Origin of the sequence: Asticcacaulis sp. AND118, from assembly GCF_020535245.1 — a bacterium.
Classification (GTDB): domain Bacteria; phylum Pseudomonadota; class Alphaproteobacteria; order Caulobacterales; family Caulobacteraceae; genus Asticcacaulis.
In genome coordinates this window covers 25,497-46,697 of the sequence record NZ_CP084913.1, presented here as the reverse complement: position 1 = coordinate 46,697, position 21,201 = coordinate 25,497, and the positions used below count along the sequence as shown (strand labels likewise).

At 55.7% G+C, this 21,201-nt stretch carries 19 protein-coding genes and 6 pseudogenes; 9 read left to right on the top strand and 16 right to left on the bottom strand.

Going from position 1 to position 21,201, the window contains the following annotated elements:
- Positions 1-49: 49 nt before the first annotated feature.
- Both LH365_RS18550 and LH365_RS18545 read right to left on the bottom strand, forming a co-directional pair.
- Complete coding sequence (locus tag LH365_RS18550) at positions 50-637, bottom strand: recombinase family protein (protein ID WP_226746411.1); 588 nt, start codon at positions 635-637, stop codon at positions 50-52.
- A 572-nt stretch (positions 638-1,209) separates the two neighbouring features.
- Positions 1,210-2,352 (bottom strand): annotated as a pseudogene (locus tag LH365_RS18545) (Tn3 family transposase); the annotation flags it as partial.
- Positions 2,353-2,412: 60 nt separating this feature from the next.
- On the opposite strand from LH365_RS18545, the pseudogene LH365_RS18540 reads away from it, so the two are divergent.
- The 4 genes and pseudogenes from LH365_RS18540 (at position 2,413) to LH365_RS18525 (ending at position 6,995) form a co-directional block, all read left to right on the top strand.
- A pseudogene (locus tag LH365_RS18540) lies at positions 2,413-5,336 on the top strand (Tn3 family transposase).
- Positions 5,337-5,565: 229 nt separating this feature from the next.
- Positions 5,566-6,153 carry a recombinase family protein gene (locus tag LH365_RS18535; protein WP_226746410.1) on the top strand — a complete coding sequence of 196 codons (588 nt, stop codon included), beginning with the start codon at positions 5,566-5,568 and terminating at the stop codon, positions 6,151-6,153.
- A 47-nt stretch (positions 6,154-6,200) separates the two neighbouring features.
- A pseudogene (locus tag LH365_RS18530) lies at positions 6,201-6,707 on the top strand (integrase core domain-containing protein); the annotation flags it as partial.
- A 108-nt stretch (positions 6,708-6,815) separates the two neighbouring features.
- Positions 6,816-6,995 carry a YegP family protein gene (locus LH365_RS18525; protein WP_226746409.1) on the top strand — a complete coding sequence of 60 codons (180 nt, stop codon included), beginning with the start codon at positions 6,816-6,818 and terminating at the stop codon, positions 6,993-6,995.
- Between the two features lie 192 nt (positions 6,996-7,187).
- Here LH365_RS18525 and LH365_RS18520 read toward each other — a convergent pair.
- The 3 genes and pseudogenes from LH365_RS18520 to LH365_RS18510 form a co-directional block, all read right to left on the bottom strand.
- Positions 7,188-7,630, bottom strand: a pseudogene (locus tag LH365_RS18520) (transposase); the annotation flags it as partial.
- A 122-nt stretch (positions 7,631-7,752) separates the two neighbouring features.
- Positions 7,753-8,325: a TetR/AcrR family transcriptional regulator gene (locus LH365_RS18515; protein ID WP_226746408.1), complete on the bottom strand. Its 573-nt coding sequence runs from the start codon at positions 8,323-8,325 to the stop codon at positions 7,753-7,755.
- Between the two features lie 34 nt (positions 8,326-8,359).
- The gene (locus tag LH365_RS18510) at positions 8,360-8,674 is read right to left on the bottom strand and encodes a hypothetical protein (protein WP_226746407.1); all 315 of its coding nucleotides are present in this window, start codon (positions 8,672-8,674) and stop codon (positions 8,360-8,362) included.
- A 260-nt stretch (positions 8,675-8,934) separates the two neighbouring features.
- Between LH365_RS18510 and LH365_RS18505 the strand changes: the two genes are divergently transcribed.
- Positions 8,935-10,851 (top strand): bifunctional diguanylate cyclase/phosphodiesterase, encoded by a 1,917-nt coding sequence (locus LH365_RS18505; RefSeq protein ID WP_226746406.1) that lies wholly within the window; start codon positions 8,935-8,937, stop codon positions 10,849-10,851.
- A 263-nt stretch (positions 10,852-11,114) separates the two neighbouring features.
- Positions 11,115-12,563 carry a PAS domain-containing methyl-accepting chemotaxis protein gene (locus tag LH365_RS18500; protein ID WP_255606801.1) on the top strand — a complete coding sequence of 483 codons (1,449 nt, stop codon included), beginning with the start codon at positions 11,115-11,117 and terminating at the stop codon, positions 12,561-12,563.
- A gap of 103 nt (positions 12,564-12,666) precedes the next feature.
- Here the strand turns inward: LH365_RS18500 and LH365_RS18495 are convergent.
- A pseudogene (locus tag LH365_RS18495) lies at positions 12,667-12,927 on the bottom strand (helix-turn-helix transcriptional regulator); the annotation flags it as partial.
- A gap of 64 nt (positions 12,928-12,991) precedes the next feature.
- On the opposite strand from LH365_RS18495, the pseudogene LH365_RS18490 reads away from it, so the two are divergent.
- Positions 12,992-13,392, top strand: a pseudogene (locus LH365_RS18490) (transposase); the annotation flags it as partial.
- Here the strand turns inward: LH365_RS18490 and LH365_RS18485 are convergent.
- The 6 genes from LH365_RS18485 to LH365_RS18465 all read right to left on the bottom strand — a co-directional run bounded on the left by LH365_RS18485 (position 13,383) and on the right by LH365_RS18465 (position 16,777).
- Entirely contained in the window at positions 13,383-14,159 is a 777-nt protein-coding gene (locus LH365_RS18485) for a relaxase domain-containing protein (protein ID WP_255606800.1), read from the bottom strand. The pseudogene LH365_RS18490 and the gene LH365_RS18485 overlap by 10 nt on opposite strands.
- A gap of 107 nt (positions 14,160-14,266) precedes the next feature.
- Positions 14,267-14,398, bottom strand: a complete 132-nt coding sequence (locus tag LH365_RS18690; RefSeq protein ID WP_255606799.1) for a hypothetical protein — start codon at positions 14,396-14,398, stop codon at positions 14,267-14,269.
- A gap of 398 nt (positions 14,399-14,796) precedes the next feature.
- Entirely contained in the window at positions 14,797-15,153 is a 357-nt protein-coding gene (locus LH365_RS18480; protein ID WP_226746403.1) for a type II toxin-antitoxin system PemK/MazF family toxin, read from the bottom strand.
- Positions 15,153-15,521: an AbrB/MazE/SpoVT family DNA-binding domain-containing protein gene (locus tag LH365_RS18475; RefSeq protein ID WP_226746402.1), complete on the bottom strand. Its 369-nt coding sequence runs from the start codon at positions 15,519-15,521 to the stop codon at positions 15,153-15,155. The genes LH365_RS18480 and LH365_RS18475 overlap by 1 nt, the downstream gene beginning before the upstream one ends.
- A 20-nt stretch (positions 15,522-15,541) precedes the next feature.
- Positions 15,542-16,246: a hypothetical protein gene (locus tag LH365_RS18470; RefSeq protein WP_226746401.1), complete on the bottom strand. Its 705-nt coding sequence runs from the start codon at positions 16,244-16,246 to the stop codon at positions 15,542-15,544.
- 63 nt (positions 16,247-16,309) lie between these two features.
- Positions 16,310-16,777, bottom strand: a complete 468-nt coding sequence (locus tag LH365_RS18465; RefSeq protein WP_226746400.1) for a hypothetical protein — start codon at positions 16,775-16,777, stop codon at positions 16,310-16,312.
- 572 nt (positions 16,778-17,349) lie between these two features.
- Between LH365_RS18465 and LH365_RS18460 the strand changes: the two genes are divergently transcribed.
- A complete protein-coding gene (locus LH365_RS18460; RefSeq protein WP_226746399.1) occupies positions 17,350-18,183 on the top strand; it encodes a hypothetical protein in 834 nt (277 codons plus the stop codon).
- 54 nt (positions 18,184-18,237) lie between these two features.
- On the opposite strand, the gene LH365_RS18455 is transcribed toward LH365_RS18460, so the two are convergent.
- Positions 18,238-18,633 (bottom strand): single-stranded DNA-binding protein, encoded by a 396-nt coding sequence (locus LH365_RS18455; protein ID WP_226746398.1) that lies wholly within the window; start codon positions 18,631-18,633, stop codon positions 18,238-18,240.
- Between LH365_RS18455 and LH365_RS18450 the strand changes: the two genes are divergently transcribed.
- On the top strand, positions 18,584-18,994 hold the full coding sequence (locus tag LH365_RS18450) for a CZB domain-containing protein (protein ID WP_370639774.1): 411 nt from the start codon (positions 18,584-18,586) through the stop codon (positions 18,992-18,994). The two genes, LH365_RS18455 and LH365_RS18450, sit on opposite strands and share 50 nt — an antisense overlap.
- 118 nt (positions 18,995-19,112) lie before the next feature.
- On the opposite strand, the gene LH365_RS18445 is transcribed toward LH365_RS18450, so the two are convergent.
- The 3 genes from LH365_RS18445 to LH365_RS18435 all read right to left on the bottom strand — a co-directional run bounded on the left by LH365_RS18445 (position 19,113) and on the right by LH365_RS18435 (position 21,027).
- Positions 19,113-19,718 (bottom strand): hypothetical protein, encoded by a 606-nt coding sequence (locus tag LH365_RS18445; RefSeq protein ID WP_226746396.1) that lies wholly within the window; start codon positions 19,716-19,718, stop codon positions 19,113-19,115.
- A gap of 236 nt (positions 19,719-19,954) precedes the next feature.
- A complete protein-coding gene (locus tag LH365_RS18440; protein ID WP_226746445.1) occupies positions 19,955-20,515 on the bottom strand; it encodes a hypothetical protein in 561 nt (186 codons plus the stop codon).
- 89 nt (positions 20,516-20,604) lie between these two features.
- Positions 20,605-21,027, bottom strand: a complete 423-nt coding sequence (locus LH365_RS18435) for an antirestriction protein (protein ID WP_226746444.1) — start codon at positions 21,025-21,027, stop codon at positions 20,605-20,607.
- Between the last annotated feature and the right edge of the window lie 174 nt (positions 21,028-21,201).

Sequence of the window (21,201 nt, the reverse complement as noted above, 5' to 3'; positions counted from 1 at the left end):
ATAGGCCCAATGACAACGTCGCTGGGATTTTGGCCAACTCAAAGAACATTTAGCGAACATCGATAAGTCCAACGCTGTCGCGGCGTTTGGCTTTTGCGGCCAGTCGGCTGATGGTTGCTCTGTGAACGCGGAACAAACGAGCCAGGTCGGCGGCCGAGCGTCCGGCATTCAGCATGTCCAAAATCTCTCGCTGCTGGGCGGGGGAGAGCTTGGGCGGCTGGCCTCCGCCATTGCCCCTGGCGCGTGCGGCTTCCTGGCCCTCGGCTGTTCGAGTGCGAAGCTTCGCGCGTTCAAAGTTGCCGATGGACTGCACCATTTGCATCAGCTTACGACCAGAATCCCCCGATGTGTCAGTACCTTCTTTCAGTGACCGGAAGTAAGCCCCGCAGTTATCGATTTTGTCGAGAATACCAAACAGATCTCCGAGTGAACTCGCGATCCGATCCAGCGCCGTGACGACAACGACGTCTTCAGGGCGCAGTTCGTCGAACATCTGCTTGAGCTGCGGGCGGTCCCAACGGCCACCGGTCGAGGTTTCATTGAAGATTTTCTCACACCCGGCGGCGTTCAGGGTGTCGATCTGCTCGACAGTGTCCTGGACCTCGGATTTAAAGACGCGTGCGTAACCGATCAGCATGCACAACCCTGTTGCATAACCTGCTCATTGCGCAACAGGGTTCCGCACGCGTCCAATGGTTCGGACGTCCGCCCATGACTTTTTGGGGGAAATCTCCTAACATATTGATATAGCTCATTATATTTCCCATAACCTTTATTAGGCGTTTAAAATCAATAGGTTAGTCAGATATGTGTGAGGCTTGACCTTGATAATATCTTTGCTGGTTTTGATCAAGGATTGGAAACAAGCCCATAATGAAGATCGCTGACCGTAAGAAACTGCCAAGTGTCGAGACCCCCGAAGCCTACGGCGCCCGATTAGGCCGTATCCGCGAAGCGGCACGGTTCAAACAGGGCTCAAGCTGGCAAAAAAGAAGATCGATCGCTTCCTAAACCCTATGGTTCTTCCGGTTCCCACAACTTATGCACCCCGGTCAGTTGAGCCACCTGAGACAATACCTCCGCGCAACGCAAACTTTCTCCTTGAGGGAGTGCTACGAGCTGTGGGTGCTGGAGCTGACCGGTTAGGACTGACGCTAACCATCGAGACGGCAATTCAAGTAGGCCTCTGAACATTAAAGGGACACGGGATTACGGTAGGAACGGAATGGGCCTGAAGCCTTCATCATCGAGCGCCGGTTCGTCCTCCCAGATGTAGTCCCCGGTGAGGTTGATGTGCTCCCAACCGAGAGGGGAGAGTGTCGACAGCCATTCATCGGGAACGTGCTGCCCACGGTCGCGCAGTGCAGCGACGGCACGGCCCATATGAACGCTGTTCCAGTAGATGATGGCCGTCACCACGAGGTTCAGCGCCGACGCCCTAATGGACAAGTTCTCCTGGCTGCGATCGCGAAACCGGCCAAGACGATGAAGGTTGACGGCCCTGACGAGGGCGTTACGGGCCTCACCCTTGTTCAATTCTGCGGTCGTTTGTTTGCGGAGGTCCTTGTCGTTGATCCACTGCAGGGTGAATAGCGTGCGCTCGATTCGGCCCAACACCCTCATCGCATTGCTCAGGCCTTGCCGCTTGGGCGCGGAACTCAGTCGCTTCAACAGAAGAGACGACGATACGGTCCGGGTGCGCAACGACGTCATCATATGCAGGATGTCATCCCAGTAAGGGGCGATCTGGCTGGCATCGAGACGATCACCCATCACATCGTGAAGAACGCCATAGTCTTTCGCCGGTCGAAAGCCGTAAAGGCAGCGGCCATCGAGATTGGGAATACGCGGGTTGAAGGCATAGCCTAAGAGGTGGCAGGTCGCGAAGACGAGATCGTTGACGCCGCCGCCATCGACGTGGTGGCGCGTGACGGCCTGACCCGTAGGCGTTTCGAGAAGGGCATCGAGCACATGCAGCGCCTCGCTCGCGGTCGCGGCCATGACACGGGTGTGATAGGGCGCATAGCGGCCGCTGATCGCCGTGTAGAGTTTGATGATCGGATCTCGGCCGTAATGGGCATTCACTTCGCCAGCGTTTTCGGCGGCCGCCCCTAGAAAGATATGCTGCCCGTCGGAAGAGGAGATCGTGGGTGAGCCAAAAACCGTAGCGAACGCGTCCCCATGCTGGGCCTCGATCAGTTTAGCCAGCGCCAACGCGAAAGTGTCCTCCCGGAAATGCCAGATAGCTGTTTGCTGTAACTGACGGCGCGTGCGACCAGGGCTGGCCTGAGCCATCTTGCTAAGACGGCCCAATGACAACGTCGCTGGGATTTTGGCCAACTCGAAGAACTTTTAGCGAACAAATCTGTTGCTGTTGACGGTTGCACAATATGGGCGCAGTGTATCGTCAGAATTGACCCTGGTCCTCCGGAGGCGTCTATGTCATCTGCGTGGAATTTGTCGCTTGAAGAGTTGGAGTTGGTAAGGGCGAAGCCAGCCGTACAGAGACTGGGATTTGCCATCCAACTCAGAATGTATCGCCAGCATGGCCGATTCTTCGAGACGGCGCGAGAGGTCCCGGTCGAAACCATAGAGATTCTTGCAGCCGTTCTCGGTAGACCAATAACTGATGTTCTGGGCTATGACTGGGAGGGCAGGAGCGGCCGTCGCCACCGCGATGAGATTCTGAAATTGGCGGATACGCCGCGGTTGTCACCAGAGGCACGCGAGGCTTTGCGGCACTGGTTGACCGCCTTTGTTGGCACGCAATCGACCTCGGCCGTCTTAGATCATGCTGAAACCTGGTGTCGAGACAAGGGCTTTCGCCCGCCTACCAAGGCTGAACTCGACCGGCTGGTCAGATCATTGCGTCGTGATTTCGAAGTTGGCTTGTTTGACAGGATCACCGCTTCGCTTTCGCCGGAAGCGGTGGAGAAGCTGGAGACGTCACTGGTTGACGCCGACAAGCATTGCGGGTTCGACGACCTTAAGGCGGACCCTGGCCGGGCAGGATTGGAAAATCTGGTCCGCATGGCCGACAGGCTGGCATTTATTCGGAGTCTGCAGTTGCCGCGCTCCATTCTCAGCGAGGCCGATGGGGCATGTCTTGAGCCGTTGCGGCGTCGCGTCAGCCGAGAAGCTGCATGGGAGATGCGGCGGCATCCACGTTCCAGACGGCTCGGCCTATATGCTATTTTCCTGGCTGACCGCGAGGCGGGCACTACTGACGCCCTTGTCGATCTGTTGATTGAGACTGTGCACAAGATGCACAAAAAGGCACAACGCAAGGTCATGGGGCGTATGACACGCGACCTGACGCGAGTTCACCATAAGGACCGGATGCTGTTCAAGATCGCGAAGGCGGCGCTGGCCAATCCCGACGGCAAGGTTCGTGATGTCGTTTTCGCGGTCGCTAGCCAGGAACGGCTGGAAGCCGTCGTCGCCGAGTATGAAGAGGGCGGCACCTATCACGAACAGGTCCAGAAGGCTCTGAGGGCGTCATACGGCGGCCATTATCGGCGTCTGTTGCCGCACATGCTCGACGCCCTGGAGTTCCGATGCAATAACGTGCAGGCCCATCCTGTCCTGACGGCACTGGCCTGGCTTAAAGGCGCGCTGAACGAAGAGCCGATGCGCCGCGTCATTCGCTCGGGAGACGGGCTACCGATCGACGGCATTGTCCCGGCGAAATGGCGGGATCTGATCGTGGAGACGACCGCCACCGGGTGGCGGGTTGACCGGATCGACTACGAGGTCTGTGTTCTGCTTGCCCTGCGTGACCGGCTTCGTTGCAAGGAGATCTGGGTCGTCGGTGCCGATCGTTACCGCAACCCCGACGATGACGTTCCGAAGGATTTCGAGACCCGCCGTTCCGAATATTACCAGGAGCTGGCCCAGCCGGCCAATGCCACGGATTTTGTTGAGCAGGTCAAAGCCGATATGGCCGCAGCCCTTGGACGGTTGAATATCGCACTGCCACGACAATCTCTGGTTCGTCTGCGCACCACTGGCGAAAAGCGGATATCTGTGACGCCTCTTGCGCCGCTTTCTGAGCCGCCCAATCTCGTGGCCCTAAAAGCCGAAATCGACAAGCGCTGGACCGGTACCGGCCTCCTGGACGTCCTGAAGGAAACCGCCTTGAGGACCGGCATGCTGAAGGCGTTCACGACATTTGGCGATCGGGTCATTCTCAGCGAGGGTGATCTGCACAAACGTCTGCTATTGAGCCTTTACGCTCTCGGCACCAACGCGGGTCTGAAGCGGGTTTGCAGTGGCTATGACGGCGTCAGCTACCCTGAACTCTTGCACGTTGAGCGACGGTTCCTGAGCAGGGAAGGGCTGCGAGATGCGAACGCTTTGGTAACCAATGCCATCCTCGCTCACAGGCTTCCGAGTATATGGGGGGAGGCACCGCTTCATGCGCTTCGGACTCCAAGAAGTTCGGTGCCTGGGATCAGAACCTGATGACCGAATGGCATGTGCGCTATGGTGGCCGTGGCGTCATGATCTATTGGCATGTCGAGCGAAAGGCCGCCTGCATCCATTCTCAGTTGAAACGCTGTTCGTCGTCGGAAGTCGCTGCGATGATCGAAGGCGTCCTGCGCCATTGCACCGATGCCGAGGTCAAAAGCCAGTTCGTCGACAGCCATGGCCAGAGCGAGGTAGCCTTCGCTTTCTGCCGAATGCTTGGCTTCGAGCTGGCCCCGCGTTTGAAGGCTATTTCCCGGCAGCGGTTGTACCTACCGGACGTGGCTTACAAGGATACGCTCGGTACCCTGACGCCCATACTGACCCGCGCGATCGATTGGGACCTGATCCGCCAGCAGTATGACGAGATCGTCAAATATACCGCAGCCCTGCGCCATCGCACGGCCGAGCCTGAGGCCCTGTTGCGCCGTTTTACGCGTGCCAATGTTCAGCACCCGACATACCGTGCGCTGGCTGAACTCGGAAAGGCCATCAAGACGATCTTCCTGTGTCGCTATCTTGCGGAAGAGCCATACCGGCGTGAGATCAATGCCGGCCTCAACGTGGTCGAGAACTGGAATAGCGCTAACGGCTTCATCTATTTCGGGAAGGGGGGCGAGATCAGCTCCAACCGCATGGAAGATCAGGAGCTGTCCGTTTTGGCGCTACAGTTGCTCCAGAACAGCTTGGTGTACGTGAACACCCTGATGCTGCAAAAGGTGCTACAGGAACCGGCCTGGTCACGTCGCATGACCGAGGAAGACTGGCGGGGTCTGACGCCGCTGATTTACCTTCACGTGAACCCATATGGCCAGTTCGAACTCGACCTGGAGCAGCGCATCGATTTTGACCGGAGGCTTGCCGCATGACGCACAAAACACCAACAAACTTGCCTGACCGCAGGTCGTGCGGCGGCGCATTGGCGCCCATCGGCCACGGCTCGTTGAAAACGCCGCATAATATATGTTATGGGAAATATAATAAACTATATCAGTATGTTACGAGATTTTTCCTAAAAAGTCATGGGCGGACGTCCGAACCATTGGCCGCGTGCGGAACCCTGTTGCGCAATGAGCAGGTTATGCAACAGGGTTGTGCATGTTGATCGGTTACGCACGCGTCTTAAAATCCGAGGTCCAGGACGCTGTCGAGCAGATCGACGCCCTGAACGCCGCCGGGTGTGAAAAAATCTTCAATGAAACCTCGACCGGTGGCCGTTGGGACCGCCCGCAGCTCAAGCAGATGTTCGACGAACTGCGCCCTGAAGACGTCGTTGTCGTCACGGCGCTGGATCGGATCGCGAGTTCACTCGGAGATCTGTTTGGTATTCTCGACAAAATCGACAACTGCGGGGCTTACTTCCAGTCACTGAAAGAAGGTACTGACACATCGGGGGATTCTGGTCGTAAGCTGATGCAAATGGTGCAGTCCATTGGCAACTTTGAACGCGCAAAGCTTCGCACTCGAACAGCAGAGGGCCAAGAAGCCGCACGCGCCAGGGGCAATGGCGGAGGCCAGCCACCTAAGCTCTCCCCCGCCCAGCAGCGAGAGATTTTGGACATGCTGAATGCCGGACGCTCGGCCGCCGACCTGGCTCGTTTGTTCCGCGTTCACAGAGCAACCATCAGCCGACTGGCCGCAAAAGCCCGACGCCGCGACAGCGTGGAACGCATCAATGTTCACTAACCGTTCTTCGGGTTTGGCCAAAATCACACCGACGTTGTCATTAGGCCATCTTGTGTGTCGTCGATGATTGTTCCAGGGAATGCCTGACGCTCACCGTCGATACCTCGCTGTCAGGTGGCCGTGTTGCGCGCGAACTCGATCGGATCATTGCCGAACGTGGTCGACCGAAGATGATCGTCAGCGATAATGGAACGGAGTTTACCAGCAACGCCATCCTGTCCTGGGCAGATTCCAGCCGGGTGGGCTGGCACTATATCGCACCGGGCAAGCCGAACCAGAACGCATTCGTGGAAAGCTTCAATGGGCGTCTGAGGGATGAGCTGCTCAACGAGACGCTCTTCACGTCTTTGGCTCATGCCAGAGCGGTACTTCAAACCTGGAAGACGGATTACAACACCCAACGACCACATTCCCGGATCGGCTGGTTGACGCCCGCCGAATATGCTCGCAATTTCAACCCGCGTCGTAGTGACCCGGCGCTGCGCTCATCGCACAGCTCCGCGCCGGTCACCGACGCTCACATCAGTATCCAAAACGGAAAAATCAATCGCTAGAGCGAACTCAAGATTGGATAACATCAAGGGGCAACGTCGGAACGCTTGACGCTTTTCCCTTTACGCGCGAAATAGAACTTCGGTTTTTTGCGCAGAAGGAGACCCGCTATGGCTCACAAGTTCGAAATCAAAAAGAATAAGAAGGGCGAGTTCGTCGCCTATTTCTCGTACAACGGCGAAACCATGTTCTGGACGGAAGGCTATACCACCAAGTCCGCCGCTAAGAACGCCATCGAGTCAATCAAAAAGAACGGACCCGACGCACCGACCGACGATACGACTGACTAAGTTCGCTGTCTCTGTACGGACAAAAAGGCGTTCCGGGCTGGTCGGAACGCCTTTTCTAACCGACATTTCCCATTTGAACGCCCTGCTGGCAGACGATTGGTGCGACGAAACCCGTCAACCCTGCCGGTGTGAAGCCGGTATAATGGTGCGGTTGCCTACGCCACCCCTTTTCCAAGGCGGGGGATGTGCGGATCTCCTTGGATGTAGCCATTTATTGCCGATTTGTGCGATTTTGGGCGGACATGTCCTGTCCGTTGGTTGCGACGACGCGCGACCAGCTTTGTCAAGGACATGGGGCTGGCTCGCGCCTTCGCAGCTCGTCGACGCTGCCGTCGACAGTGAGGCCCGGTCGCCGCCGACCCAGCCCATGGCCGCACAATGACCGAGACGGTCGGGGCATTCACGTCTTCGTATCCGGCAACACCTCCAAACACGGATTGCCGAAATTGAGCCTCCAATGCGTGGCGGTTGTTCTTGCCGGAACGGCTATCGGTGAGCACTTTTCCCGCAAGCTCGGTCACGCCATGGGCATCGTTAAGTTCGCGAAAGGCGAGCAGCCCGGCGCCATCGGTGACCCTCGAACCATGGAGCTCCAGCTTCAGGCGACGGTCAATACCCAGCCGCAAATCACCCACCTAACCTTCACCCGCCGCAAATGTCCATGAAGTCCCGCCAATATCGACTGTATCACATTGATTATATTATAAAGTATCGGACTGGGCGTCACGAGAAACGACGTCGATCTGAGAAATGTCGATTAAACGTTCAGCCCGGTAAAGAGGACCCGGGTGATATCTTGTGCGAGTTCAGGACTAATTTCCCGATGGCGCAGAAAAAAGCGGTAAACCAACGGGCCATATAGCATGTCGAGCACAAGATCAGGGTCAACGTCCCGACGGACCTCCCCTTTTTCCACTGCGCGTCCCCAAATTTCTTTCAACAGCTCACGTCGCGGAAATGGATATCGTGTATTGTATATGTTCATCAATTCGGGGTCATCCAGGCCCTCGGCGAATAGATGAGACACGGCAGCTCCGAAAGCGGTGCCTAGGTGAAAACGAATAAACCCTTCCAGTAGGAGCTTGAAAGCTGACGCCGCAGAGCCTGTGTTCGGCAGCGGTATGTCGTGGGAGGCCCGTCTCAGGACGGCGTCCATGAGAATGTATGATTTGGACGGCCACCACTTATAAAGCGTCGCCTTGCTGACGCCGGCACGCTGAGCGATCAAATCTGCCGAAATTTTTGACGGGCTCAATTCATCTGGAAGCGCTTCCGTGGCATCTAGGATAGCGGCTTCAGCTGTCAGACTTCTTGTCCGTCCTTTGGGCATCCTTGAACTCCTCTAGAGTGGTTCGGATCGTCTATCAGCTGTCCAGCGCATTGCGGATAATCGCGATAGTGCCCGTTGCCATATCGGATTCGTCCATTTCAAAACGACAGATTTCTTCTTCGGCGAAACTCTTGGCCAGAAGATTGGCCTGACGGGATTGAGCCGCCAGCGCTCTTATGGACGAGCGCGAAAGGGCTAAGGCGGCATCGAGATCGATCAGTGTCGAGACGTCGTTGGCGACCGCTAACTGATATAGGATATTCGAAGGCTTACTATTGGAGGGCGTTGAAATTTCCATTCTCGGTCTATAAGTGCGCCAATCCATAAAACTAAACGTATAGTTTTTCAATTAACCGTCCTTTTTGGAGACGTTAAAATATCGTTTCGCCCCAGCAAAGATGCGTGACTTGTGCATGTCATGGCGACGATTGTGAGGTAGGTCCAGGCGACAGACGTCAGGCAATTGGTCGGGCGGCAGAAAGCCAATTTTAAAGAATCTTTGTTATTAAAGCTGATTGTCGTGTGCAAAGAAGCTTGTAAAATATGTCGACCAGTGGATCATCTAGACGTCGCCGATTGCTATATATTGCGTTCAGGAACCTTGGGCCCATGCTGTTCGTCAGTGTCGGCGCTATCCTGGCGATATATCTAATATTGAAGAACGAGCACGCGGAATTTGCTGCCATTTGGACTGCAGCACATAGCTGTGTAGCCGTTGCACGAATAATAACATGGACATTGTTCCTTACAACCAAGCCATACGAGCGAGAAAATTTCCATGAGGTCCAAAACGGATGGAAGGCGGTTTATGTGTCAGGCTTGTGGCTGTCCGGCATGTTGTGGTCGGCCCTGGCATTGTCGATTTGCATCCCGTCGGACGGAGGAGGCATCGACACTAAAAAGTACGTCGTTATAATAATTCTGTCTGCGATGGCTGGTGGTGCAACCGGTATCGCTGCGACGTACAAATACGTGGGTATCGGCTACGTAAGTCTGCTCCTCCTGCCAGGAGCAGCCGCTTTGTCTTTTGGAGGGGAGCAGGAGAGAATTCTCGGGGCTTTAGGCGTCGTTTTCTGGCTTGTGATGGCTGGAAATCTTCGTGCCAACAATGCCGCCTTGCACCGGACGTTGGATCTTGAAGCTAAGAACCAAGAACTTATCGATAATTTATCCCAAGCCAATTTTGAGCTGGAAGCCAAGGTAAGCCATCGAACCATAGAACTCCGCGAACTAGCACACTCCGACGCCCTGACCGGGCTGCCCAATCGACGTGGCTTGAGCGACTGGTGGCAAAAACTGGAAAGGGTCTCTCGCGCTTCAAGTTACGCGATACTGTTCCTTGATCTGGATCGGTTCAAACAGATCAATGATGTGCTAGGTCATGAAGCTGGCGATCGGGTATTGGCAACCATGGCGCACAAAATTGGCGCTATCATACCCGTGAATGGATTGTTGGCTCGGTGGGGCGGCGATGAATTCGTGGCAGTGGTTCCAGCGGGTATCGATGCGCAACGCACGGTCAAGGACTTGGCCGACATGATTTGCAATGTTGCAACTATGCCACTGACAATAGGCAACACTCAGGTGCAGCTTGGCGTCAGCACAGGCTGGTCTCTCTTGTCGGCCGGTGCGGAAAGTTTTGATGATATAGTTCATGAAGCCGACTTGGCGGCGACAGAAGTCAAGCGAACTGGCCGGGGCAAGGTGCTCGCATATAGCGAAACCATCGCAGAGGGGCTGCGCAGAAAATTCGACCTGAGCCGCGCGCTCATTCAAGCTATCGGTTCCGACCAGATTTATTTGGTTTATCAACCTATCGTCGACGCGCATACTGGAGTCGTTCATTCCTATGAGGCTCTTTGCCGCTGGAAACATCCGGTCCTGGGGATAATTTCTCCAGACGAGTTCATTCGTATCGCCGAGGATACCGACTGTATCGCAACCTTGGGCACATGGATTCTGGAACAGGCCTGCAAAGATGCGGTTATCTGGCGAAAGGACGGTAACGCGGCCGGCTTGGCGGTCAATGTCTCAATCAAGCAACTGGTGCAGCCATCATTACCGCTGGTCGTGGCCCGCATTCTCGGGGATACGGGCCTGCCTCCGGAGGTCCTCGATCTAGAGGTAACTGAAAGTGTATTTGATGACGGCTATATAGACCGGGTAACGTTTGCGCTCGATAGTCTGAGAAAGCTCGGTGTCAATCTGCATATTGACGACTTCGGCACGGGCTATTCGTCATTGTCTCGGCTCGGGCGGTTAAGCGTTCATGGCATAAAGGTGGATAAGGCCTTTGTCGCCGACCTCGAAGGGCAAGGGCAGGTCATTATTGAAAGCACGCTAACGATTGCGCGGGCATTTGGCCTGAAAGTTGTAGCGGAAGGCGTAGAAACGGGACAGCAGCTTTGCAAATTACAATCTATGGGCGTTGACTTGCTTCAAGGATACTATTTTTCGCCCCCGACTTCTCTTGAGCAAATTTTACAAACCAAGAGGGCTTTTTCGCCTAACGCAGCAATACGTTGAATTGTGTGGGCCTAAGTTTACTCTTTATTGGGAGAGGTGGTATTATTTACACCATGTTTACCCTTTTCGCTGAGGGTGGCTCTACTTGGTTGCAATCGGCTATTGATCCTGATCGCCGTATCGGTGGATGCTGTATTTTCCTTTAGGTGATAGTCGGCTCCAGTGCCATGTGTAGTGTAGAGTAAGAGTGGCATAAAACTTTTCTCGCTAAATTGGGTGATTCCTCTATGCTCAGCAACTTGTTCCCATCCCAAGGAAAATATTTGGTTGACGCGCTCGATCGATCGCAGGCGATAATTGAGTTTTCACCAGATGGTAAAATCGTCCGTGCAAACGCAAATTTTTTATCCGCGGTCGGATATACTGAGAGACAGATCATAGGGCAGCATCACCGGCTTTTCTGTTTACCCGATTATGCACAATCCGAGGACTACCGACGCTTTTGGCAGGAGCTGGCAGGCGGGAAATTTCAATCGGGTGAGTTCAAGCGCATCGGTAACGATGGTAGAATCGTCTGGCTGCAAGCGAGCTACAACCCTGTTAAAGATCAAAGCGGCAAAATCGTTCGGGTCGTCAAGCTCGCCTCTGACATTACCAAAGAGAAAGCCAAGAGTATTGACCACGAAGGTAAGGTGAACGCCATATCTCGTGCGCAGGCCGTTATCGAGTTTACTCCGCAAGGTGAAATCATCACCTCCAACGAAAATTTCCTCGGCGTGTTCGGGTATGACCTCAAAGAGATCGTCGGACAGCATCATCGGATTTTTTGCGAAAGCCAATATGCCCGATCGGCCGAATACCGGGAGTTCTGGGACCGCTTGGGGCGCGGTGAATTTCAAGCCGGTGAATTTAAGCGGCTTGGGAAGGGCGGCAAAGAGGTCTTTATTCAAGCCGACTACAATCCCATCCTCGACAATACGGGGACCATTGTCAAAGTCGTAAAGTTTGCGACCGACACGACGGAAGCGGTTCGCCGACGCATTCGCAACGAAGGCCTCAGCCGGCAGATCGATGGGCAGCTGAGCGACGTCATGAAACAAATGCTTGGCGCCACACAAATGGCGGCGAGCGTGTCAACCGCTTCGACAGAGACAGGTTCGGTCGTCAATGCAGTGGCGGCGGCCTCCGAGGAACTTAGCGCCAGCGTCAAAGAAATTGCCAGCAGCATGAATCATGCTCGCGAGAGCGTGGAAGGCATATTCCGTCATGCCGAAGGGGCGGGAAGTTTCGCCCAGGCCTTGAACGCTTCTGCCGCACAAATGAACAACGTGGTGGATATGATCCGCCAGATCGCCAGCCAGATCAATCTACTGGCGCTCAACGCAACAATTGAGTCTGCCAGAGCCGGAGACGCAGGGAAGGGGTTCGCGGTCGTCGCTTCGGAAGTCAAGTCGCTGGCGAACCAGGCGGCGCGGTCTACTGAAACCATCTCAAAGGAGATTGACAGCATGCAGTCTGTCACGACTGAAGTTGTCACTGCGCTCGGCCTCATCACATCCAATATCACGACCGTGCTTGATAACGTGTCCGGAGTGGCTTCAGCGATCGCGCAGCAAGACGCCGTCAGCTCGGAAATTTCGGGCAACATGCAGGCGGCCGTTTCGGCAGTCCACGAAATCGACGAAAAGCTCAGCTATCTTACGACGACATTTGATGAGGTCGCCCAAGCCTCCGGGCAGGTCAAAGAGAATGTGGAAGCATTGGCCCGGTGACGCGGCCACCTTCGCACGACGAATCCAGCCTCACCCAAACTGCAATGCAGAAGGCCAATTTCACAGTGTGGAGTAGACCGAGGATGTTTGAAAGGCCGTTTTATCAAAGCAAATTGCGCCGATTCAAGGTGCCATATTGGCGAGGCGAACTGTTCATCACGCGCTTGAAGGCCATGCTGAAAGATTTTTCAGAATCATAACCTAGCGCAAATCCGATCTTCGAAATCGAATCCGCAGACGTCGTCAGCCGTTCAGCGGCCAGCATCATGCGCCAACGGGTGAGGTAGTCCATGAGGGATAACCCGACTGCCGCTTTAAATTTCAGCGCGAAAGTTGTGCGCGACATGGCCGCCTGTTCAGCCATCTGAGGTGCCCCTAGAATTGTAGACGCTTTGCTTGTTACAAATTGGAAGCAAGGAGAGCTACAGATGAAGACGGGAAACAGGTTTTCGGAGGCGTTCAAACAGGACGCGGTTGCACAGGTTGTTGACCGTGGCTATGCGGTCAAAGAGGTCGCTGCGCGTCTGGGTATCAGCACGAAGTCGCTCTATACATGGAAAGCTGAGTTTTCGAAGCCCGCGAAGGTCAGGCGAGAAGATGACGCGGTGGCGGCAGAACTTCGGCGGGTCAAAGCGGAACTGGCCCGTGTGACGGAGGAGCGCGACATCCTAAAAAAGGCGGCCGCGTACTTCGCGCGAGAATCTCGGTGAGGTACGCATTTATCGAAGCTCACAGGCTTGAGTTTTCGGTCAGGGCCATGTGCCGTATGCTCAGTGTACATTTCAGCGGCTTTTATGCGTGGTTGAAGGCCCCTTTGAGTCAACGAGCTATCTCCGCACGCTGGAAGAAGCCGCTCTCAAGGTAGGTATCGATGCGGTGGAGATTGCCACTATACTTCATGGCATCAGCGATGACGGCATGGGGCGTGAAGACCGTGCTGCGGTGTTCCTGATTACGTAAGCCGACCTTGAGCGAAAAGTCCGCGGTGACGTCGCGTATGCGGCCAAACACCTTTTCATCCACGAAGCCAGACAGGCGTGCCATGAGTCCGATCTTTCCAATCCGCTGAGCGGTGAGGTTCTGACCCGTCGTTCGCTCAAGGCTCCCCTGCTTAATCGCTTGCAGGTCGACGCCTTCTTTTTCAGCGATGGCCCGCCAGGTAGCCTGAACCTCGGCGCGCGGCGATCCGAGCTTATTGGGCCGATCACGCAGTATGACCGCCTGACGCTCTGCTGGCGTGAGATCACGTCCCTTGGTGAGCGTTTCGGCCTCAAGCCGCTCTGTGATCAGGGCGTGGCGTTGAGAGAAGGTCTCGATCAGCTGCGATGCTGGTCCCACTGAGCTGTTCAAGGCCTGCGACGTGCGTCCTGGGGCAAACTCAGCGATCTCCCACGTGCCGGCGGTCTTGCCCTGAACGACGTTGTATCCGAGTTCCCTGGCACCCATTTGCAGTTCGGCCTGATAGATCTGACCCAGCAGGTTCATGTGCTTATAGAGGTGCCGGGTCTCAAGCGCCTGCCATTTGCTTGCCTCCGTCTGGGTCGTATTCATGACCACGACGTGGTTGTGCATGGTGGGATCGCCTGCACGCGACATGCCGTGCTCGGTCGTGGCATAGGTGCAACGTCGCAGTCTAACCTTCACTTGATGGTCATCCGAAACAAGAAAAGAGCCCACCAGCCGGAGCTGATGGGCCTGTTGAACTACTGCGCTTCCGCGTTTTCATGAGCCGTGCGTTCGGCTGCCCACTTTGTTTCCAGCGCCGAAACCAGGGCTTCCAATTCAGCGTCAAACGCGGATGTGGTGCCCTCGGTGTTTTCATATTGCGTGTTCATGGTCTCACTCCGTCTTCGAAATCGATGATGAGACCGAAGTCCAGATCGGAGCCCTCAATCGTCACCCGAAGACGGATCGCGGCCTGCAGGCCGACAGGCCGCAGCGATCCGGCGCAGGGGAAACGGCAAAGCCGTTGACGATTGAGGTGATCTGGTACGATGGGATTATCATTGATGAGATGACCTGTGACGGCGACCAGCCGTCACGCCGCGCGCCCTCGATCTATGATCGAGCGGCGGCCATCCGAGGCTACGCCGAAGGATGCATAGGAAGATGAAGCGCGAGCGACTGTCACAAAAAAAAGCCCCCTGACGCCAGGGACGCAGGGAGCAAACATGGGCTTTGAAAGACAGACGCAGACGTCATGGGGTTTTCCCCTTAACTTCCCAGCCTCGGCTTATTCATCGTCGGTAAAAATCGGATAGATCCGTGCGAAGACTTCGTCATTAATGGCCGCCGGCGCCTGCTCCACGAACTTTCCCGACCGGGCCGCCAGATCAACCGCCCGGATTTGTGTGAGATCAATGACGCCGGTCGTCTTCGTCCCCGCGCCGGTCAGGCTGACGGCCAGTCCTTCAGAACGCGCGAGATTGCCTCCGGTCGTGATGGGGGCCACATAGGCGAGGCCGCGCGTATTGTAGCCTTCCGGGGAGATGATGAAGGCAAAATGTTTTCCGACCATTTCCTTGCCGGCAGAGGGCGTAAAGTCGAGATGATAAATGTCGCCTCGGCGCGGTCGCTGGGCTCGTACCATCAGATCTCATTCCCCACCGGAGGCAATTGCTCCCAGGCGCGTTGTTCGTCTGTCAGCTCGAATGTCTCTGGCAATTCCTGCAGGAGTTCGTTCAGTGAGTAGCGCTTTTTGCGACCGGCCTTATGGCGTATCACCAGGCTTCCATCGTCGGCGACCACGATATCGCCAATGGTCCCCTCGCTGAATCGGGCCGCGTCTGCGACAGACACCGGGATGGTAATGGCATAGGAGCCGCCCGACTTGCGGAATTTGACTTCCTTTCGGGTAGCCTCATCGGAAACCTTGATCGCGAAGGACATGACAAACCTCAGGGTGAAACAATGTTGAACATTATAGATCAAGAGGAAATGAAGTTCAACAATGTTCATCTTCAGCCTCCGGGGAAATCTCAAAGCAGAAGGCCGAAGGACACGCCGGCGTGAAAATCCCTTCCGGTCGTCGACCACTGAAGGTCACCTTTTACGCGGGTCGTAAAGTGACCGTCTTCGATCCCATGGATAAGTGCCCAGGCAAAGTCAGGCGCCTTAAGACCCGGATTTGCAATCGGCCATCGTTCAGTGCCCACATCGGGTTTCAGCATCGTGGGCTTTGACAAGGTACGAATGAATGACTGGCGGTCGCCCGGTTCATCGAAACCCAGTTCTCGCATCATCGTGCGCGCTTTTCGGGTCGACAAGGCGGCGACATTATCGTCGTCACCGCCGTGCTGAAGACAAAAGCTGATGGCGCCGGCGATGTGATAGTCCGTCGTAAAACCGCGTGTTCGGATGAGATCGTCAAAACGACCGGCTATGGCCAGATCCACAGCGTGCCACCACATTGAGGTCGCATGCGCAGCCGATATCTCAGTCTCAAGGCCCCGGTCCAGAAGCCGCGCCACATGCCTGACAAATGGATGCTCTGCCAGGTCAGGGGTGCTCATCTCGACGCTGTAATCTGTGATGCGTAATGGAAACTGAAACAATCGGGACGGAAGGTTCCAGGGGTCGGCCAGCTCAAAAGACGGTGGCACTCTTACCGAACTATTCAGACGTAAAAGGGCGGCATTGGGGACGAGGCCGTGTTCGATTAAGGACTGATGAAAGGGGGACATGCTGATCTCCGCAAAAGGGCTTTTGACCCTTCATGTCCCCTCCCCCCTTCCTTCCTGGCCACTTCACCACGAATAAAAGGGCAGCGTTTCATCCCGACGGGCGTCACGGTCGAAGTGGATGTATACGGCACCGATTGAGCGGGCATACTGAAAGCACTGGGCCAAGGATGGCGGAAGATCAGCGGGATCGGTATCGACATCAGGAACGGATAGGAAGCACCCGTAAGGATCGATCTTGACGCTGAAGGGCCAATTTCCTTGATGATCATAAAGCCGGTCCATCACCTCTTTGGTCACGTGGCCGGTTGAGAGATCAAGCACCTGCAGGAGCATCGGCCGCGTCAAAACGGGTTGCTCGGCAAGCGGCATCAGATCGAGGGATTTTAACTCGCCACAGTCGCTGCACCACATCTCGTCATAGGCTCCACCGAGCGCCATCATCTGCTCTGCGTCATCCCAGACCGCATAGGCATCCCAGCCGCAATCCTGACCACCACAGTTCGGGCAGCGATAGGTAATTCTGTTTGTCATGGCGGCCCTCCTGTTGCTTATGCCGCTCCACCCTGCCCTTTCCTGCTTCTTTGACGGCTTCGGCTGGACGGATGGCGAACCCTGCTGTCTCGGCACGTTCAGGCTTCGCGTTAGGGATCGAGGCCCGAAGGGCGAAGACCGCGCAGCGGGCTGACCTGCGACGAGCCCGACCCGGCGAAGCCGGGGAACGCCCTCACCTTCGCGGTCTTGATGGGTTTTGCGCTGTATCTGTGCAACCGCGGCAATCACAGCTTATCTGACGCCAAAGGCCCGGTTCATCACCGCTAAGCCCGACGAAGACCACATAACGCGGACAATGATCTGAAGCCTTGCGAGCCACCTTCAGCCTGTAGCGAGACAGCCTTGGCAGTTGATGCGAATGTGCGGGTAAACAGTGAGCGACAAGTAGACAAAGTAAAGGCGCAGCCTTGGGGCTACGCCTGAAACCTTGTCCAAAAACTTGTTTAGACTCCTAACGTGCAGTAGGACTTACTGACTGCGCTGCCTAGCGGCGCCACGTTCCGAGTGAGGCTCATATACGCCCGGACAGTGAAAATTGCAAGAGAAATCATATGTCCAACATTGCCAAGCGCCACATTAGCACTCAGAAATTGCTTGGCGAGTATCTGACCTTCGTACCGCAGCAGCGCCTTGTAGATGCTTTTGCGACCGATATGAAGACCCTTCATCCGACGCTCTTACGAGACTCTATCCGTGAGGCGGTGCAAACCCGGCAGGTTCAGACCATACCGCACGCCCAACAACGCGCCGCGATACATCGGATATATCATCGCAAGATCAAGGAGTTTTCCTCCCTGTACCCGTTCATCTTCGCTGTAGAGAACGGCTTGAGGTCCGCTGTGGCGGATCACCTTGAAGCTGTTTTTGGGCGGATGGATTGGTGGACCCTATTGCGAGATGCCTGGCTTGCTGGCCACCCGCCTACTGACTTTACGCACATCCGTACAGTTCCGGTAAAGCCGCGCTTTGTGAAGTCTGTGTTCTTTGCTTTTGGGGAACTGGGCGTGGAAGGAACCAGCAATATAGCGGGGCCGGACAAGTCCGATGAGCTCTATTACGAGATCAGTTTTGGCCAGCTTATTCGGCTGATCCAATCCGACTGGAACCTGATGCGAGATATGTTTCTGCCGGACGCACAGCTTGGATACAGGCTGCGATCTACGGCGTTTGATGACGACGCAGGGATTATCAAAGTCGGCCGGAACGCCATTTTCCATAGCAACCCAATAAAAAACCGCAGTCAGTTCGTTGGGGCCTGCGAACGGGTTCTCGACACTCTGGCGTTCCACCTGGGCGATTACGATCAGGACATGGCGGGTGTTACCTTTACGCGGATCCAGGAGTCCATCCCGAGAGGCCCCAGACACGTTATTCCGCCCAGATAATCTAGCACCTTCGCAGGCGAGGTAGCGCCCTGTGGGGCGCTACCTGCCGGACCCTTAGAAGGGGATCTGGTCATCGTTATCCGGGCCGTTGTCGCTTGTGGCGGCGTTGTCATGCGCCTTGGTCAGCGGGTGCAGCGGCAGGATGTTGGAGCCGTTGATCAGCGCGGCCTTGTGATGGACACCCTTGCTGTCGTCATATTCCTCGTAGCGGAAACTGCCTTCGATTTCCACGAGCTGGCCCTTACCGATATTGCGCTGAATGAAGCCGACGGTCGACTCGTTCCAGAATTTCACCCGATGCCAGGTGGCACGCTTTTGGGGGTTGCCCTGCTTGTCCTTCCAGTATTCCTCGGTCACGACCGAGAGGGTGGCGACGACCTGGCCGTTTGGCAGGGTGTTGATGTCAGCGTCAGAACCAAGGCGGCCGATCAGTTGGACTTTGCACTTCATGGGTAGCTCCATTTCACTTCACCCTTGGGGCTCATCCCCGCGGGCTCGCGGCTCGACCGCGATCATGCGTCCGAGATCCCCGGCACAGGGGCCGAGGCTCACCCGAAGCCACCACCAATGCCGCCTCGGTAAATGGTACAACGCAGTAACCAATCAAACGCTTAAGAACTCGATGGCCTTCAAAGAGCTCTTAGGTCCTCATGAGGCCGTGCATCGCCACGGTATAGCGGCTGCCATGGCCTATGAGAACGGCGACCGACTGGCTGCGGAAGCCGAGATGGAAAAAATGTCGATTGCGTCGACCAAGGTGCTCAAACTTCTGGATGACCTCATTGAGATTGAGGGGCGCCAGACCGCCTAGAACGGTCAGCCAGTGCCGACTCTTCTTGGTGTAATTGAAATGCCAAAGTTGAGAGGCAACTGTTGTGTTTGAGAGCGAATAAGAGCGATTGAGCCCAGTGATTGACACCCCCTCATAGCTATGTGGCCGGTCTCCCGTCATCGTCTCCAAGGTGTCGGAATTCGCGACCACTTATGCCTGGAATTCGATAAAAACGGCCGTTTTCGAGAGACTGGTAAACGAGATTTCGGCGCCGTGGCAGTTGCACAGCTTTGAATCGCGTCAGCTCGGCACCATCGGTAAAGAGCTGCGCGGCCGCCAACTCAATTCGGTCACCGGCTTTTGGCCTGAGTTTGCGCTCGACCTTGCTTTTATCAAGATTGGCTCGACACTCGGACCGCCATTGGAGCGCATAAGCGTATTCGGTTGGGGTGAGCAGATCGAGGATCGCGGCAGGGCATTGGCGCTCGCACGGCCCGACGGTTTCGTCCACTTCCTTGTAAGTGAGAATGTAGCCGTCGCGCGCACGGGGGGTATGGCGAAACAGACAAACTAGGGCGAACACCGTCCTTTCGGCACCAGGTTCTGTTTTCAGGCGTTCAATGGCGGCGTAGTATACGCGACCCTTAATGATGGAAAGAAGCACGGTGTTTCGTGCCTCTGCGTTTGCCCAGCTAAACTCGGCGTCGAAATAGGCCTTTGGGGTTTCATGCCCAGAAAGCGATTGTGTAGAGGTCCAGCCCATTTTGCGTCCTACCTCAAAATGCTGGCATTGGAGATAACCTCCGTCTTGGCTTCGTCCAACGCTGACCTTAGGGACGCCTTTGCTGGGACATGAGGTGGGTTACATGTGGGCTTACGATATTCGGGCATCGACCTTCTCCTTTGAACATAGTCATAGCCAAAAGCCCTTTCCCTTATTCCTTTGGCAAAAGCGGGCGTTGCTCAGACTAATCCGCTGGGAAGCTGCGCAGTCGATGCTCAAGCGTATGATGACCAGTAAAGTGCTCGAAATCTGCCGTCGGGCAGACGTGGCCAGGGCTTTGCCGCGCTATAGCGCGTGAGGCTGATCTCGCCCCGCCAGTCGCCGAACCCAAAAAACGGCGCACCTTTGAACTGATCCGGAAAGGGTAAGCAGTATCCACGATCGGTGTAGCTACCACAGAAGGCCTTTTCGACATGGATGGGACGGATACCGATCTTACGATTGCCGCGCACCTCGATCACCTGGTACGCGTCGATATTGGTTTGTTCGTGACCCCATGAAGAGCATAAAACGTCACCCGGATTTAATGGACAAGGCGTTTCACGATTGAGCCGCTTTTCCTCCTGCTTGCGATTGAAGGCGGAGACCCGTTCATCAATCCAGCGCCCAAGATAAGCTTCCATCTTCGCGTCGTCGTTAAATCGAAGAAAGAAGACAGGTTTGGCGTTTCGGCCAGCATAGCCCTTTGCCCATCGCCTCTCGGGCTCAACAAACACATCAATGTTCAGACCGGCATGGTGGAAATGGTCAATATAACCCTGGGGACAGGAACGCATGGCATGACTCCTTGAAATTATGCGCCTATCCCTGCCCTTTCCCTTTTCCTTACCGGCGGCCCGAAGCCAGCCGCGCGTAGGCCACAACCTCAGTCAATCGCACGACCGATCAATACGGCTTCCGGATGGCAATAGGCGTAGTCCAAAAGTCGGGCATAGTTGTCGGCTAGCGCGTTGGAGCTGAACTGGAAGGACAGATGGGATAGGGCGAACAAGGAGGCCACAATGCCGGCGGCGTCCTCGGACAACTCTCCGCTGAAATAGTTGTCAGCCCATTCCAATTGCATCAGTCCATGACCCGTCGGCGCCATATAGAAAGCGCCGTTAGAGATCTCGTAGTAATTCCACAGACCGCCAGCGTATTGCGCACTCAGGCGCTCCATCCAGTTGAAGACCGTAAACTCGGCGATCAGGACAGGTACGCCAGGCAGCATTTGAGGTATGAAACGCATGCGCTGGGCCTCCGCAACCAGAGCGGCGACGGGACGGTTTGTGGCGGCAGCTTCAATCATGGAAGGGCTCCTTCAGACGGTTGTTCCACCTGTCCTGTCCCTTTCCTTTTCCTTGATGCGGCGCAGAGTGGTGCCAATCGCAGGCCTCGCCCGATGACGGGGTGCGACAATGCCAAAGGGTAGGTCGTTCATCAGGAAGATTGGCCCCCGCCAGAAGGCGGAGGCCAAAACTGA

Bases quoted from the DNA above. Each gene is read 5' to 3' on its own strand.
- LH365_RS18460 (WP_226746399.1), top strand. From the start codon at position 17,350: ATGTCCAACATTGCCAAGCGCCACATTAGCACTCAGAAATTGCTTGGC.
- LH365_RS18550 (WP_226746411.1), bottom strand. From the start codon at position 637: ATGCTGATCGGTTACGCACGCGTCTTTAAATCCGAGGTCCAGGACACT.
- LH365_RS18470 (WP_226746401.1), bottom strand. From the start codon at position 16,246: ATGTCCCCCTTTCATCAGTCCTTAATCGAACACGGCCTCGTCCCCAAT.
- LH365_RS18515 (WP_226746408.1), bottom strand. From the start codon at position 8,325: ATGCCCAAAGGACGGACAAGAAGTCTGACAGCTGAAGCCGCTATCCTA.
- LH365_RS18485 (WP_255606800.1), bottom strand. From the start codon at position 14,159: ATGTCGCGTGCAGGCGATCCCACCATGCACAACCACGTCGTGGTCATG.
- LH365_RS18475 (WP_226746402.1), bottom strand. From the start codon at position 15,521: ATGAACATTGTTGAACTTCATTTCCTCTTGATCTATAATGTTCAACAT.
- LH365_RS18455 (WP_226746398.1), bottom strand. From the start codon at position 18,633: ATGAAGTGCAAAGTCCAACTGATCGGCCGCCTTGGTTCTGACGCTGAC.
- LH365_RS18535 (WP_226746410.1), top strand. From the start codon at position 5,566: ATGTTGATCGGTTACGCACGCGTCTTAAAATCCGAGGTCCAGGACGCT.
- LH365_RS18505 (WP_226746406.1), top strand. From the start codon at position 8,935: ATGCTGTTCGTCAGTGTCGGCGCTATCCTGGCGATATATCTAATATTG.
- LH365_RS18690 (WP_255606799.1), bottom strand. From the start codon at position 14,398: ATGAACACGCAATATGAAAACACCGAGGGCACCACATCCGCGTTTGAC.
- LH365_RS18480 (WP_226746403.1), bottom strand. From the start codon at position 15,153: ATGGTACGAGCCCAGCGACCGCGCCGAGGCGACATTTATCATCTCGAC.
- LH365_RS18440 (WP_226746445.1), bottom strand. From the start codon at position 20,515: ATGCGTTCCTGTCCCCAGGGTTATATTGACCATTTCCACCATGCCGGT.
- LH365_RS18465 (WP_226746400.1), bottom strand. From the start codon at position 16,777: ATGACAAACAGAATTACCTATCGCTGCCCGAACTGTGGTGGTCAGGAT.
- LH365_RS18450 (WP_370639774.1), top strand. From the start codon at position 18,584: ATGTCAGCGTCAGAACCAAGGCGGCCGATCAGTTGGACTTTGCACTTC.
- LH365_RS18445 (WP_226746396.1), bottom strand. From the start codon at position 19,718: ATGGGCTGGACCTCTACACAATCGCTTTCTGGGCATGAAACCCCAAAG.
- LH365_RS18435 (WP_226746444.1), bottom strand. From the start codon at position 21,027: ATGATTGAAGCTGCCGCCACAAACCGTCCCGTCGCCGCTCTGGTTGCG.
- LH365_RS18525 (WP_226746409.1), top strand. From the start codon at position 6,816: ATGGCTCACAAGTTCGAAATCAAAAAGAATAAGAAGGGCGAGTTCGTC.